We start from the raw sequence: 15,661 nt of genomic DNA on the forward strand, positions 1-15,661 counted from the left end.
CACCTAAACAACGAACAGCCAATCAGCAGCACACAACGCTGCTGATTGGCTGTTCCATCATTTATCTTGGTCAAGCTCCGTCAATTAGCGTGGTCAGTCATCCCTCAATTACCGTGTTTACTCTCACCTTGTGAGATAGTCGTCCAGGTCCTGCTCGCCGCAGCTAAAACCTTCGCGATCGTGTCCCCGCGAAAGGAGTTCGATGCAAAGCATTTATAGCCGCTCCTTATGAGTGCGGAAGGCCGTGAGCAATTTCTCGTTCGGCGCCGGTGGGTTCTCAATCTCGTCGAAAAACCGCTTCGCTGCCTCCATATCCAATCGAATAAAGTTTTCCTCCTCGATCACTGTCCGCGCTCGATCGAGTGCCGACTGAACTAGAAATTGATTAATCGTCGCACCGCACAACTCGGCAGCGCGGGTGAGGGTCTCGTAAACGTGCTCGGGCACTCGTGCTGAAATGCGTGTTTCGACTTTTACAGCCATGATGTCTACCTCCATGTATGGGTTGATCAACTGTAACGTTAACATGGTGGTGCCATATTGGCAACACTATGGTTCATTTTGGAACCACCAGTTCTTCAGTGCATACGCGCTCGCATAGATCCTGGCCTTGACGTTTTGATTGGTTGCCAATTGTCACGACAATGCACACGACTAGCAATGGATTAATCTGTTCTCTGACCGGCCAATCCATTCATCTCAATGGAAGACCATAAGAACAGAAAGTTCCCGCCCGGCGATCCAGGCTGGGATTTCTGATGATACAGGGTTGGTGAGAAATACCCATTCAGGTAAATTTCAACCCTCAAAATAAGGCAAGATGATCTATAAGAACACGACCTCCTTCTACTAAACCGCGTAGCGTGGACCTGAGTCTTTATTATCAATCCCTGATCACCGAAGCCTTGCGCCGGTGGGAAGATGGAAATCCATCCGGCACGGCCCGAATGCTCGGCATCAGCTCCCCGCCACTGCACAAACGTCTCAAACACACAAGACAACAACTGAAGCGCTACCGACTGCCCCCCCCTCACCTGATTTTCTCGCAACGCGTATATCAACTAAAGCTGATATTTTAACTTTAGTTGATATACGCATATTGCTTAATGATTTCGTGTTCTTATGTCGATTTTTCTGAATTTGTTTCAACTTTAGTTGAAATTTCCCTTAACAGATTCAATTTATGAAATCAATAATTACAGGTAGATAGACACTTTCCAGGTTTGGCACCAACCTTGCTAACTATATCAGCATGGGCCGACGTAGCTCAGTACGGCTCACCATGAATCACAGCAACAGGGCGACGATGAAAAAAACCATTCTTATTTATGAACCGCATTGTGAACAGATGCCGCGTCTGGTCTTTCTGCTTCATCTGGCAGATATCAGCTGCATCCATGCGCGAACGGTCGACGAGGCCATCAACTGGCTGTCCGCCCACCGGTTGCAGCTCAGCACCTTTGACCTGTTCCTGATCTGCTCATTTAGCCGGAGCACGCCCGAGCAACAACTGCTGCTGGTTCTGGGGGACGTGTCCCTGCCAGTCGTTTTTTTGCAGCGAGGAAATAGCCCTCTAACTGACCTGTTCGATCAAAATGGCATCATCTGCCACCCCGAGGATCTGCTTACCTGTATCAATGACTGCTTATCGTCAACCACCCATTCAACCCAAGGAGAAACGATTATGACCGCCCCGGAAGAAGTCAACCGAGACCTGTCTTCGATCAATGAAGACTCGATGGAAGGGATGTACTTAACCTTCGATCTGGCCAGCGAAGGTTATGGCCTGGAAATCCGCCATGTCATCGAGATTATCGGCATTCAACCGATTACCGCAGTGCCTGATCTGCCTGATCACGTCATCGGCGTGCTGAATCTGCGCGGCAAGGTAATTCCGATCATCGATGTGCGCCGCCGCTTTGGTTTGCCCCATCGCGATCATGATGATCGCACCTGTATCGTTGTCGTCAATGTCAATGAAAATTCCGTCGGCCTGGTGGTGGACAAGGTCAGTGAGGTCATCACTATTCCCGCCAACGAAATCGAGCCCCCCCCTGGCACGAATCGCAATGGAAAACGGTATATCGCCGGCATGGGCAAGATCGGCCAGCAGGTCAAGATTTTGCTGGATATTGAAGCCCTGCTCGAAGATGAAGAGCTGGACGAGGTGGCAGCAGCTTAAACGCAGCTAACCCTGGAGGAGGAAACCATATGAAAGATTATTCAGGGGTGGTGGCAGAAAAGGATGCGTTCGGTGTGTTGATATTGGCGCATACGACGTTGCTCATCATCTACCTTCTTATTTGATCGACGAGGAATCTCTCGTCAGTGACTGTCAATTTGCGAAAACCGCAAGGAAAAACAGTCATTACTACATCTATCTTGAGGTTATGAGGAAAGGAAAATTACCATGTTGAACAAGTTAAAGTTAGGAGCAAAAATCGGTTTGGGCTTTGCAGCGGTACTGGCCATTACCCTGGCTCTGGGGCTGGTTGCTTATTACCAGATGGCTGATGTGGAAGAAGAGTCAAGCCTGCTGGCCAATGAACATGTCCCTGGAGTGGAAGTTGCCAATGAAGTTGAGCGCGCCGCCTTGCAAACCATGTATCAGATTCGCGGTTATGTATTTACCGGGGAACAGCGTTTTCTCGATGCCGGGCGCAGCAATATTGCCAGGGTACGTAGTGAATTGGAGCGGGCAGTGACCCTGGCCGACAAATCAACGGATCTGGCAGCACTGAAGCAAGATGCCGTCAGCGCGCAGAAGCTTGTCGCTGATTATGCTCGAATGGTTGATCAGGCGGAGGGATTGCAACAGCGCATCAATGCCAATCAGCAGCAGATGCTCTCGGCCGCCAGCGCCTTTATCGAAAATATTGAGAAGTATATTGCAGCTCAAAATCAGGATCTCGACCGCCAGGTAAAAAACAACGATAACGCTCAGGTCCTGTTGCGGCGCATTAAGCGCATCAACGATGGCAATGAGATCATTGACCTCGGCAATGAGATCCGGCGAGTGGCCTGGCAAGCCCAGGCCCAACGCAACCCACAGATGGTACGTGACCTGCAGAGCGACTTCACGAAGCTCCTCGGACTTATCGACCCCCTGTTGGCCGACACAACACAACAGCACAATCGTGAGCAACTGACCGGCGTCCGTCAAGCAGCCGCCAATTACCAGACCGCCACGAATAATATGCTGGATAACTGGCTGCAGAATGAAGCCCTTATGGCCCCGTTAATCGAGACTGGAACCGCGGTCACCATCGCAGCACAAAATTCTATTGAGCGGGGGATCGACACGACAATGGAAGTGGCCAACGCCAACGCCGCTGACTTATCCCAGGCCGAACGGATCATGCTTATTGGTATCGCTATCGCCCTGCTTATCGGTGCCGTTATCGCCTGGTTCATTACCCGCTCCATCACCGTCCCGATCCTGCGCGGGGTGAATCTGACCCAGGAGATCGCCAAGGGTGATTTCAGCATGCGCCTGAACATGGATCGCCAGGATGAAATCGGTATCCTCGCCAACGCCCTTGACGGCATGGCCGAAAATCTCTCACGCAACGCCGATGTCGCCGAGCAGATCGCCGATGGCAACCTCAATGTCGAGGTGCAACTGGCCTCGGAAAAAGATCAGCTTGGGTTGGCCCTGCAGGGCATGGTGCTGAACCTCAACGATATTTTAGGGCAGATCCAGGTCGCCGGGGAGCAGATCGCTTCCGGTTCCGGTCAGGTCGCCGATTCCAGTCAGGCCCTGTCGCAAGGGGCCACCGAATCCGCCAGTTCACTGGAAGAAATCTCCGCATCGCTGAATCAACTCTCATCGCAAACCGGCACCAACGCCGAAAACGCCAACACCGCCAATCAGCTCTCCACGGAAGCCCGCAACGCCGCCGAACAGGGCAGTCAGAAGATGCAGGAAATGGTCGCGGCCATGACCGAGATCAACGACGCCGGGCAGAGTATCTCCAAGATCATCAAGGTCATCGACGAGATCGCCTTCCAGACCAACCTGCTCGCCCTGAACGCCGCCGTTGAAGCCGCCCGCGCCGGTCAGCACGGCAAAGGCTTTGCCGTGGTCGCCGAAGAAGTACGCAACCTCGCCGCCCGTAGCGCTAAGGCGGCGGCAGAGACCAGCGAACTGATCGAAGGCTCAGTCCAGAAAACCGCCAACGGTACAGCAATCGCAGGTCAGACCGCCGAAGCGTTGCAATCCATCGTCAGCGGGATCGGCAAGGTCACCGACCTGGTCGCCGAGATCGCCGCCGCCAGTTCCGAGCAGGCCCAAGGGGTCAGCCAGATCAATCAGGGCATTACCCAGATCGACCAGGTCACCCAGCAGAACACCGCCAGTGCCGAAGAAAGTGCTGCCGCCTCGGAAGAGCTGTCCGGTCAGGCTGCGCAGATGCGTGAGATGCTGATGCGCTTTACCTTAAAGCATGGCAGCAGCGCCCACTCCAACGTTCGGGCCGTGCCGCAGAAGAATGCCGCAGCAAAGAAAAGCGGCTGGGGTGAATCGGCACCGGCACAACCACAAAAGAAGATTGCCGCCAAACAACCCATCGCCCTGGATGATGATGAGTTCGGCAAGTACTAACAAAGACGTCTGGTCTGTTTGACAATCCCCTTCTCCCCGCTGCATAACGTGCAGCGGGGACAGTTTCACAAGGTAAAGGAAGACATCATGGCAGTAAAAAACATGTGGGGGGATATCAACGACATGACCGATCTACGGACCCCGCACGAGATCATTGAAGAGCAGGGGCAGGTTCTGTCGGAGATGACCAAGGGAACCCTGGAGTTGAAGGTCGAGCGCAAGCAAAGTAACACCGTCTTTAATTACGACGTGTTTATCTCGCTGCCGGCCATGCAATACAAACAGCGAATATTACGCCTGATGCATGACATCAAGCTTTATCCTGCTAATCTCTACGATGAGCAGGGAACCAACGAGTACCGTTGTAAAAACCAGGAAGAATTCGAAGACAACCTGGGTTCCATTCTTTCCGCGAGTGAAACCAAAGTTATTATCAGCGGCCTGATGGCCCAGGCACGCCTGAACAGTAAGGACGCTCTCGTCTAAACTACGACTTGCGGGGCTTGGAGGATTTCCAGCCGATTCCCACGCGTGCCGTAATGCAAGATGACAGTTAACCCGGCATCATCATGTGCCTCGTGTCACCGAAGAGGGGTAACTCGTTGGTTGCGTTTATTGTGCTACCCCGTTGGAGTAACAATCGTGCAGAAGCTGCTTTTCCTCAAACCGACCCGCTGTTGGGCCTTTTTCCTGCTCATCCTGCTGCTGTGGCCGGGCCTGGTGCAGTCCGCAAACACAGGTGTTTGCAGTGCGGATTTGTTTCAGCACCGTGGCGTCGTCATGCTGCTTATCGATCCCGAACAGATGGAGAGAATTTTCGGCATTTTTTCCCAGCTTGATGCGCGCAGCGAAGGGATCGGTCTGGGGTTGGCCTTGGTTAAAAAAGTCGTTGAAAGCTATCAGGGACGAATCTGGGTGGAGTCCGGCGGTCCGGGTCAGGGCAGTTGTTTCAGGTTTACCTTGCCGGGGGCTGCGCGCTGTGACCCATCGGCTACCGGCAAAGAACGGCTGCTTTTTGCAGCCTAAAGAGGACTTATGGATCAAACTACGACTCGCATCCTGATCGTTGAGGACGAACAATCCCATGCCGAGGTGATCAAGCGCGGTCTGCTGGCCTACAGTGCCGCGGCGGAGGTCGTTCTTGCGCACAGCTTGCAGCAATGCGCCAAAGAAATTGAGGCCTGTTGTCCTGATCTGCTCCTGCTGGATCTGAATCTGCCGGACGGTAGCGCGATTGATTACCTTAAAAAAAACCAGGATCAGCGTCCTTACCCGGTACTGATCATGACCTCTCAGGGCAGCGAAGCCCTCGCCGTCGATGCGCTGAAATCCGGGGTGCTCGATTATATCGTTAAAAGCCCTGAATCCTTTGCCGCGATCCCGCGGATCATCGAGCGCTCCCTGCGTGAGTGGCGAAACAAACAGGACCACCACAACGCGCTGCTTGCGCTGCAAGAGAGTGAACTGCGTTTTCGCTCCCTGTTGGAGGATGTCAGCTCTGTTGCCGTCCAGGGATACCGCGCCGATGGGACCGTTTTTTACTGGAATAATGCCTCGCAAGAATTGTACGGATATTCCGCGGCAGAGGCGTTTGGGCAGCACCTGTGTGACCTGATCATTCCGGAATCCATGCAGCAGGATGTTCATGCGGCAATGACGACGATGGTACACACCCGTCAACCCATCCCTCCGGCCGAATTGGCCCTGCGGCACAAGGATGGAACGGACGTTTTTGTTTACTCCAGTCATACCGTCAACTGCCTGCCGGGTCAGCCACTGGAAATTTACTGTATTGATATGGATATCAGTGAACGCAAACGCCACGAAACGATCCTGGCGGCCCAGTTGCGTTTGAGCCAATACTCCCTCAATCACACCACCGAAGAATTGATTCAATCCTTTCTAGACGAAGCTGAGAAGCTCACAAACAGCCAGATCGGCTTCTTTCATTTTATCGGGGAAGATCAGCAGTCATTGCACCTGCAAGCCTGGTCACGCCGTACCACGACAGAGATGTGCAAAACGGTGCCGGAACAACGCCATTATCCCCTGCCTCAGGCCGGGGTCTGGGCCGATTGTGCCCGCGAAAAAAAGGCGATCATCCACAACGATTATACCCGGCTAGCGAATAAAAAAGGGCTGCCCGCAGGGCACGCTCCGGTCATTCGGGAACTGGTTGTGCCGGTTTTTCGTGATGCCAAGATTGTGGCGATGGTTGGCGTCGGGAACAAACCGAACAACTATCTGACAGCAGACCTGGAGATTATCCAGAAACTGGCTGATCTGGCATGGGATCTGATTGTTCGCAAGCGCACCGAAGACGACGTGTTACAGGCCCGCAAGGAATGGGAAGCAACCTTTGATGCCATGACCGATATGGTCACCATCCATGACCGGCAGATGCGGATCGTGCGCTCCAACAAAGCGGCTCGTGACTTTGTTGGTGGCAGCGCAGAGGAGCTCATCGGCAAGCTATGTTGTGAGGCGCTGTGGAATCAGGTGGGAATCTGTCAGGATTGTCCGTTGGCACAAACCATCAGCGATGGACAACACCATTCCAGTATCATCAGCTATGCCGCCGATACGATGTATTTTCATGTGACCACATCGCCCCTGTCGACATCTGAAGCAGAGCCATATTTTATCCATGTCGCGCGCGATATCACCAACAGCAAAATGGCAGAACGTGAACTGCGCAAACTTGGGCTGGCCATTGAGCAGAGTCCGGCATCGGTGGTGATCACCAACGTTGATAGAGAGATTGAATATGTCAATGCCCGCTTTACCGAAGTGAGCGGCTATGACAGAGCCGAAGTGCTCGGGCAAAACCCCCGTATCCTCAGCTCCGGCGTTGCCGATATTGTTGACTACCATCAGCTCTGGGCGCATCTGAAGGCGGGTGAGCAATGGCAGGGAGAATTTCTCAATAAACACAAGTCCGGGCGGCTATTCTGGGAGCGCGCGATGATCTCGCCCTTGCGTGATGATCAGGGACAGATCACCCATTATGTCGGCGTCAAGGAAGATATCACCACGCAGAAGACCTATGAAAAAGAGCTCGAATATCAGGCCACCCACGATACCCTGACCGGTCTGGCGAACCGCGCGCTCTTAAAAGATCGCCTGACCCAGGCCATCTATTACGCCCAGCGTTCCAAGCGCATTGTCGCCGTCGCCCTGCTTGACCTTGATCGTTTCAAGGTGATCAATGATACCCTCGGTCATGCCACGGGTGACACACTGCTCTGCCAGATTGCCGACCGGCTTCAAAGCGCTGTGCGTGAAACCGATACAGTGGCGCGCTTTGGCGGTGATGAGTTCATGGTGTTGTTGACGGAGGTCGCTGCTGCCCAGGATCTGAGCCTGGTCATGGAAAAAATAGTGCAGATTTTTACCCAACCTTTTGAGATGGAACAACGCCAGTTGATGCTGTCGGCGAGCATTGGGATCAGTTCCTACCCGCAGAACAGCCCGGACCCCGAGACCTTGATCCGTTATGCTGATATCGCCATGTACCAGTCGAAAAAATCCGGCAGTGCCTTTTCGTTTTACAACGACGAGATGGATTCATTTGCTCTGGATACCCTGAATCTGGAGCATGATCTCCATGGTGCTCTGCAGCGTCAGGAGTTTTGCCTGCATTACCAGCCCAAGGTTGACCTGACAACCGGCACCATCAGGGGCTGTGAAGCGCTGTTGCGTTGGCAGCATCCCGAGTTGGGGATGGTTTCCCCGGGGCAGTTTATCCCCCTGGCCGAAGAGACCGGCCTGATTGTCCCCATCGGCACCTGGGTACTGGAACAAGCCTGTCGTCAGAGCCTGGCCTGGCAAGCCGCCGGATTGCCGCCGATCCAGATTGCCGTCAACCTCTCTGCGCGCCAGTTCCGCCAGGGGGATCTGGCGGCCACCGTCAACACCCTTCTAAGTCAATCAGGGCTCGACCCGAGCTTGCTTGAGCTGGAATTAACCGAAAGCATGATCATGGATGATCCCCAGGGAGCCCAAACCGCCCTGCTTGCGCTGAAAAAACTGGGGGTCTCATTAAGTCTGGACGACTTTGGTACCGGCTATTCGAGTCTGAACTATTTAAGTCGCTTTCCGGTAGACCATTTGAAAATTGATCAGAGCTTTATTCGCGATATCGGCACATCTGCTGCCCGCACCGCGGTTGTGTCCAGCATTATTGATATTGCTCACAACCTGCAGCTCACAGCCATCGCCGAAGGGGTCGAGACGGCAGAACAACTGGCGTTTCTGATCACCAACAAGTGCGATGCCATGCAGGGGTATCTGTTCAGTAAACCTGTGCCGGCAGATGACATGGCCCGACTGTTACAGCAGGGCACCTGTTTACATGACCAGGTAGCCGGAGGCTCCGCAGAAAAAAATCATGTTTTTTTGTAACTAGAGCCTGTCCCAATTAGCGCAAACGTACTGTCTATCTGCGATAGCAGGATAAAATAATCCACTAAAGGAGGCATTTTTGCCTCCTTTAGTGGACACAGACACCTTATAATCTTGTTGCCACACGAGAAAAAAGGCGACCTATGAAAAATATCGCATTTCAAACTGAACTTCGTCCAGAACTTCCTGTTGTTTTCGGTGCAAAAGAGTGTTGCTGCGCGATGCGACACGGACTCTTATCAAGGCGATTGCCCTGATTCGCGACCAGGAGTTAAGACACCGCATGGGCGATCCAAAAAAATTCCTGCGAGAGATTCAGGGATTACTCCAGACACTATTTTTAGCCATTTCAAACAGAACCGGTCTGTGTTACGTAAGCCCTTCATAGTATCGATACCGTGCCGTAGTAGAGCGTTGGTTTTACCACGGACACTAAGCTGAGGGGGCTGACTTGCTAAAGAGAGTGAGCGCAATCAATTGCCTGGCGGAGAACATCAGTACCGGCGTGGCGTTGACCCAATCCCCCGCAGTGAAGGACCAGATAAATGACACCAGATAGTGAACCTGGGAAGAACGCCGCCGTGAAGTTGCCTCCTAACGCCAAGATCGACATGATCCCGGATCTACCCAACACCGCCATTGCTGAGCAACCTGAGCCCAGTAAGTGCGCAGAGGGTTTTTCTATTGTGGGCATCGGGGCTTCGGCCGGTGGGCTGGAGGCGATCGAGGCTTTTTTTGAGGCGATGCCGGTGGATAGCGGCATCGCCTTTGTCGTTGTGCAACATCTGTCGCCCGATTACAAGAGCCTGATGGTTGAACTGCTCTCGCGCAAGACCGCTATCCCCGTTCAGCGTGCCGAAGATGGGATGCGGGTGGAAGCAAATAATATTTATCTGATCCCTCCCAAAAAAACCTTGACCGTCTTTCACCAACGGCTCTTGCTTGAGGATAAAAAACCGCGTGAAAGCAACAGTCTGCCCGTCGATATTTTCCTGCGTTCCCTGGCCGATGATCAGGGTGAGCGCGCGGTCGCGGTAATCCTGTCAGGAACGGGTAGCGACGGCACACGTGGGGTGCGCGCGGTCAAGGAAAGCGGCGGACTGGTGATGATCCAGGACGAAGACAGCGCCAAATTTGACGGAATGCCTCGTGCCGCCGCTTCGACCGGCCTGGCCGATTTCATCCTGCCCCCACACAAGATGCCGTCGCAATTGCTGGCCTGCCTGCGTCATCCTTATGCGGCGCGCCAGGACCGCCAACGTGAGGCTCTCGCGGAAGAAACCGGGATGACGCGATTGTTCTCATTGCTGCGCGCCAAAACCAAGGTCGACTTTACCTACTACAAGCCCAGTACCATTGTCCGGCGGGTTGAACGCCGTATCGCCGTCACCCAGTCTGATGACCTCGATGCCTATGTCCGCTATGCCGGGCAGACGCCGGCCGAGGTCTCCGCGCTCTACCGCGAGTTACTCATCGGTGTGACTAATTTCTTTCGGGACCCAACCGTTTGGGCCCTCCTGCGTGAGCAGATCCTGCCGAAGCTCTTTACGGACAGCAACAAAAGTGAAATGCGCTTTTGGGTGGCAGGGTGTTCAACCGGAGAGGAGGCCTATACCCTGGCGATTATTTGCCGTGAAGTCCTTGAGGCCACCGGGCTGGCACGCGACATCAAGATCTTTGCGACCGATATTGATCGGGATGCCATTACCAAAGCGGGCATCGGCCTGTATCCAGAGAGTATTACTGCTGACTTGACCCCGACGCTGCTGACCAAATATTTTCACCGGCGTGGCGACGACTATCAGGTCACCCGAAGCCTGCGCGAGATGGTGGTCTTCGCCCAGCACAATCTGGTCAAGGATCCGCCTTTTCCGCGGATTGATATGGTCAGCTGTCGCAATCTGCTGATCTATCTGCAAACCAACCTGCAGCGCCGTGCCCTCGAAATGTTCGCGTTTTCCCTGCGATCCGGAGGCATCTTGTTGCAGGGAACCAGCGAGACCGTGGGCGAGATGGACACCTACTTTCAAGCGATCGACCGCAAGGCCTGTATCTTTCAATCCCTCGGTAAGGCTCAGGTCCGCTCCTCACCGGCAGATTTGCAGCTACTAGCGCCCAGGGAGCACACACGGGCACCGGCAACCCCCAGCTTTAGCAGAGGTAGTCGCTCAGCCGCGCGTGGGCATGAGCGCCTGCTTGAGCGCCTGCTTGATTCACTGTCCGAGTTGTATGTTCCGCTGGCGGTCATCGTCGATGAAAATCTCGAAATGCTCCATACCTTAGGCAATCCCAGCGGCGTTTTCAGGGTTCCGGCCGGTCGCGTTGTTTACGACATCTCGAAAATGGTCGAACGGGAACTGGCTATTCCTCTGGCCACTGGGATTCAGAAAGTGCTGCGCTCGGGTGAGGAATTGATCTACTCCAATGTCCGATTGCACGAGGGCGACACCGCGCGCAAGATGCGCCTGCGCATGCGCCCCCTGACCGGCAGTAAAAATGACGAGGATCTGGTGGTCGTGTTCTTTGAGGACATTCAAGAGCATCGTAGCGATGAAGGTGACATGCCGGATGAATACGATTTGGATGCCGAAACGCTGCAGCGCCTGCAGGATTTAGAGCAGGACCTCCAGTTCACGCGCGAGAACCTTCAGGCGACTATCGAAGAACTTGAAACCTCAAACGAAGAACTGCAGGCCACCAACGAAGAGCTGATCTCCAGTAATGAAGAACTGCAGAGCACCAATGAGGAGCTGCAAAGTACCAACGAGGAACTTTATACCGTCAACTCGGAGTACCAGAGCAAGATCATCGAGCTGACCGAAGCCCGTAACGATGTCGAGAATCTGCTCTCAAGCTCGCAGATCGGCACCCTGATCCTCGACGAGGACATGCAGATTCGCCACTATTCACCACAAACAGCCGAGGTGTTTAATCTGGTTGAAAGCGATATTGGTCGGCCGTTGCAGCACTTGTCGCACAGTCTATGCGACCTGGACGCGGTGGAGATGGCCCGCAAGTCGCAGCAGCAGGAGTGTACGATCGAGCGTGAGGCCCGCAATAAAGATGGCCGTTGGTATCTGGTACGGGCGATGCCCTATCACATCGGCAATCAGATGGTGGCAGGCGTGGTGATCACCCTGGTTGAAATAACCAAACAAAAGCTGGCGTTAGAAGCACTGCAAAGCAAAGAACATGACTTAAAAGAATCACAGCGTATTGCTCATGTTGGTAGTTGGCGCCTGGACGTAGCAACCAATGAGGTAAGCTGGACCGAAGAGCTCTACAAAATGTATGGCTTCGATCCGTCGCTTCCGGTGCCACCCTATACCGAACACATGAAGCTGTTTACCCCTGAAAGCTGGGAGAGGCTGTCCACGGCCCTGGCCCATACCAGTCAGACCGGGATACCCTACACCCTTGAACTGGAAACCGTAAAAAAAGATGGAACGAACGGATGGATGTGGGTGCAGGGCGAGGCCGAAGTAGATACGGCAGGCAAAGCGGTGGGAATCTGGGGCGCTGCCCAGGATATTACCGAGCGCAAGCAGACCGAAGAAATGCTCACCAAATTGCTGCGTGCGGTTGAGCAAAGCGTCTCCACCATTGTTATTACCGATATGGACGGGAACATTGAGTATGCCAATCCGCAGTTTGAAAAAACAACCGGATATAGCGTTGAAGAGGCTCTCGGACAGAACCCCCGCATGTTGAAATCCGACCACACAAAACCCCAGGAGTATCAAGAACTCTGGGAAATGATTTTGTCGGGAAAAGAGTGGCGCGGTGAATTCCACAACCAACGCAAAGACGGGTCAACTTACTGGGAATACGCCACCATCTCACCAATTCGGGACACAACCGGAAAAATAACCCACTTTCTCGCCGTCAAAGAAGATATCACCGCACGGATCGATTATGAGAAGCAATTCAAGCGCAACCAGGCTCAACAGCGCCGTCAGCGCGAACTGTTGGATGCGGCTGAAAAAGCTGCACACATGGGCAGTTGGTCATGGGATCTGAAGGCCGACAGCATGACCTGGTCCAACAACCTCTATCGACTGCTGCAACGCGATCCGAAACAAGGCGTGCCAAACTTTTTCGACGATGGCACCCTCTTTACGGCCGAATCGCTGGAACAACTCCAACAGGCGCTAGCGGATGCCAGAGAAAACGGAGCCTCTCACCAGTTCAAGCTCAGCGTCCTGCGCAGCGATGGCACGACCAGACCGTATATGGCCAGCGTCAAGACACAGGTCGACGACGCCGGTACGGACTCTCACCTTTACGGGTCACTGCAGGAGATCCAACCATGAGCCCGGAACCGATCAGTATGACCGAACAGCTGCGCAGGCGGGCAGAGGATCTACTTGCCCAGGCCAGTGAACATTCTCTGCCGGCGGATATTGATGATATTAGCAAGTTACATCAGGAACTTGCGATCCACCAGGCCGAACTTGAACTGCAGAATGAGGAGTTGCGCCATACCCAATTGTCACTGCAGAAAGTGCGCGATCGCTATGTCGAGCTTTACGAATATGCTCCGGTCGGATATGTCCTGTTAGATGCGACCGGGATTATCCGTCATACCAACGCGACCTGGCGTACCATGCTGAAACGGCCCGACGATGATTTTCGCGGGATCCCCTTCGCCGAAACCCTGATGGAAAGTGACGCTCGGGTCTTCCTGTCGCGCTTTCGCTCCTTGTTTCACAACCCTGCCGACAAGCACATCGAGTTACAGATCAAGCGTCATCAGACCAAACCCTTCTACGCACACATTACCGCCAAACGCACCATCAGTGAGGGCACTAAAAACGATAACAATGAACTCATGATCATCGTGAGCGACATCAGTGAGCGCAAGCAGACGGAACTTTATCGCGATATCGGGCGGGAGATTCTGCAGATTCTTAACGAGCCCATCGACCTGAAGGAGTCCATCCAGCGCGTCCTCACGACCTTAAAAATCCGGACAAAGGTAGATGCCGTGGGCCTGCGCCTGTTGGAGGGGGAGGATTTCCCTTATTTCGCCCAGGACGGGTTCCCTGCGGATTTTTTGCAGACGGAAAATATCTTGCTCGAACACAGCAAAGATGGCGGCGTGTGCCGGGACAAGGATGGCAATGTCTGCCTGGAATGCACCTGCGGGCTGGTGATTTCCGGCAAGACCGATGCTTCCAACCCGCTCTTTACTAAAGGGGGAAGCTGTTGGAGCAACAACTCTTTCAGCTTACTTGACCTGACATCCGATCAGGACCCGCGGATGCATCCGCGGAACAACTGCATCCATCAGGGCTATGCCTCTGTGGCCTTGATACCGGTTCGGACGAAAGAACGCATCGTGGGGCTCATTCAGCTGAATGACAAACGCCAAGACCGTTTCACCCTTGAAATTATCGAAATGCTGGAAGATATCGCCGCCCATATTGGATCAGCCCTGATGCGCAAACAGGCGGAAGGGGCACTGCGTGAGAGTGAGGAACGTTTTAAGGCTCTTCATAATGCCTCATTCGGTGGTATCGCCATTCACGACCAGGGCCTAATCCTCGACTGCAACCAGGGGTTGTCGGATATTTCCGGGTTTGGTCTTGATGAACTTATGGGCATGGATGGGCTTCTGCTGATTGCCGAACAGTCGCGCGATGCCGTGATGAACTATATCCGTTCCGGCTATGAGAAACCATATGAGGCCTTCGGGTTGCGCAAGAATGGAGAGGAATACCCCCTGCAACTTGAAGCCAGAAGGATTCCCTACCATGGCAAGATGGTTTGTATAGTTGAATTCAGGGATATCACCGAGAACAAACAGGCCCGGTTAGCTCTGGACCAAAAAAATCAGGAGATGGAACAATTTGTTTACAGTGTTTCCCATGATCTTAAAAGCCCCCTGGTGACCGTAAAGACCTTTGCCGGGATGCTGCAGCAGGACCTGCTAGGTGGTGATCAGCAGCAAATTAACGACGACCTGAACTATATCGAAAGGGGTGCCGACAAGATGCAGCGTCTTCTCGATGCTCTGCTGCAATATTCGCGCATCGGCACCGGGGATTCACCGGCACAGTGCCTGTCAGCTGATCAACAGGTTCAAGACTGTCTAGGCGCTTTAGCAGGCATCATACAGCAGCATCAGATTCAGGTATCTACCGGCAAGCTGTCCTGCCTGTTACACGGGGATCCCATGCATTTCGGGCAGATCTGGCAGAACCTGATTGAAAATGCTGTTAAGTATCGGGGCAACCAACTCCGGCCTCACATCGAGATCGGGGCAACCCAAGAAGGGCAAGATGTTGTTTTTTATGTCCGCGACAACGGGATGGGGATTGCGCCCGAGCACAGTGAGCGCATCTTCAATCTGTTTTCCCAGCTCAATCCGGGGAGCGACGGCAGTGGGTTGGGGCTGGCCCTGGTGAAAAAGATCGTCTCTATCTATCAGGGTCGCATCTGGGTAGAATCAGCAGGGGAGGGGCAAGGAAGCTGTTTTAATTTCACCCTGCCGGAAGCAACAATCCATACCGAGACAACAACATGAGGTGCAAAAAACCATAGTGTCTTCAGAGGATGAGTCTGCTCTTGTGGCACTTATGTGCTTGGCGATCAGGACGGAATTCCCTGGTGATGCCGGCCTGACAGGAATTGAGTTGGATTGAATGTAAC

The 15,661-nt window shown here is 53.6% G+C and carries 8 protein-coding genes; 7 read left to right on the forward strand and 1 reads right to left on the reverse strand.

The window, feature by feature from the left end; genetic code table 11:
- Window positions 1-213: 213 nt before the first annotated feature.
- Window positions 214-483: a type II toxin-antitoxin system TacA family antitoxin gene (locus ICT70_RS11175; RefSeq protein WP_191156633.1), complete on the reverse strand. Its 270-nt coding sequence runs from the start codon at window positions 481-483 to the stop codon at window positions 214-216.
- Window positions 484-1,306: 823 nt separating this feature from the next.
- Here ICT70_RS11175 and ICT70_RS14910 point away from each other — a divergent pair.
- The 7 genes from ICT70_RS14910 to ICT70_RS11210 all read left to right on the forward strand — a co-directional run bounded on the left by ICT70_RS14910 (window position 1,307) and on the right by ICT70_RS11210 (window position 15,536).
- Window positions 1,307-2,182 (forward strand): chemotaxis protein CheW, encoded by an 876-nt coding sequence (locus tag ICT70_RS14910; protein ID WP_224746999.1) that lies wholly within the window; start codon window positions 1,307-1,309, stop codon window positions 2,180-2,182.
- A 228-nt stretch (window positions 2,183-2,410) separates the two neighbouring features.
- Window positions 2,411-4,603, forward strand: coding sequence for a methyl-accepting chemotaxis protein (locus ICT70_RS11185; RefSeq protein WP_224747000.1), 2,193 nt, complete (start codon window positions 2,411-2,413; stop codon window positions 4,601-4,603).
- 87 nt (window positions 4,604-4,690) lie between these two features.
- Window positions 4,691-5,089: a hypothetical protein gene (locus tag ICT70_RS11190; RefSeq protein WP_191156636.1), complete on the forward strand. Its 399-nt coding sequence runs from the start codon at window positions 4,691-4,693 to the stop codon at window positions 5,087-5,089.
- 156 nt (window positions 5,090-5,245) lie between these two features.
- Window positions 5,246-5,629, forward strand: a complete 384-nt coding sequence (locus ICT70_RS11195; RefSeq protein WP_337906853.1) for an ATP-binding protein — start codon at window positions 5,246-5,248, stop codon at window positions 5,627-5,629.
- Window positions 5,630-5,638: 9 nt separating this feature from the next.
- Window positions 5,639-9,007 (forward strand): EAL domain-containing protein, encoded by a 3,369-nt coding sequence (locus tag ICT70_RS11200; RefSeq protein ID WP_191156640.1) that lies wholly within the window; start codon window positions 5,639-5,641, stop codon window positions 9,005-9,007.
- Window positions 9,008-9,552: 545 nt separating this feature from the next.
- The gene (locus ICT70_RS15040) at window positions 9,553-13,320 is read left to right on the forward strand and encodes a chemotaxis protein CheB (RefSeq protein ID WP_191156642.1); all 3,768 of its coding nucleotides are present in this window, start codon (window positions 9,553-9,555) and stop codon (window positions 13,318-13,320) included.
- Entirely contained in the window at window positions 13,317-15,536 is a 2,220-nt protein-coding gene (locus ICT70_RS11210) for a GAF domain-containing sensor histidine kinase (RefSeq protein WP_191156644.1), read from the forward strand. The genes ICT70_RS15040 and ICT70_RS11210 overlap by 4 nt, the downstream gene beginning before the upstream one ends.
- Window positions 15,537-15,661 lie beyond the last annotated feature (125 nt).

Origin of the sequence: Pelovirga terrestris (assembly GCF_014773365.1) — a bacterium.
GTDB lineage: Bacteria > Desulfobacterota > Desulfuromonadia > Desulfuromonadales > Geopsychrobacteraceae > Pelovirga > Pelovirga terrestris.

Excerpts from the sequence above, each read along its gene's own strand:
- ICT70_RS11190 (WP_191156636.1), top strand. The coding sequence starts at position 4,691 with ATGGCAGTAAAAAACATGTGGGGGGATATCAACGACATGACCGATCTA.
- ICT70_RS11185 (WP_224747000.1), top strand. The coding sequence starts at position 2,411 with ATGTTGAACAAGTTAAAGTTAGGAGCAAAAATCGGTTTGGGCTTTGCA.
- ICT70_RS14910 (WP_224746999.1), top strand. The coding sequence starts at position 1,307 with ATGAAAAAAACCATTCTTATTTATGAACCGCATTGTGAACAGATGCCG.
- ICT70_RS11200 (WP_191156640.1), top strand. The coding sequence starts at position 5,639 with ATGGATCAAACTACGACTCGCATCCTGATCGTTGAGGACGAACAATCC.
- ICT70_RS11210 (WP_191156644.1), top strand. The coding sequence starts at position 13,317 with ATGAGCCCGGAACCGATCAGTATGACCGAACAGCTGCGCAGGCGGGCA.
- ICT70_RS15040 (WP_191156642.1), top strand. The coding sequence starts at position 9,553 with ATGACACCAGATAGTGAACCTGGGAAGAACGCCGCCGTGAAGTTGCCT.
- ICT70_RS11175 (WP_191156633.1), bottom strand. The coding sequence starts at position 483 with ATGGCTGTAAAAGTCGAAACACGCATTTCAGCACGAGTGCCCGAGCAC.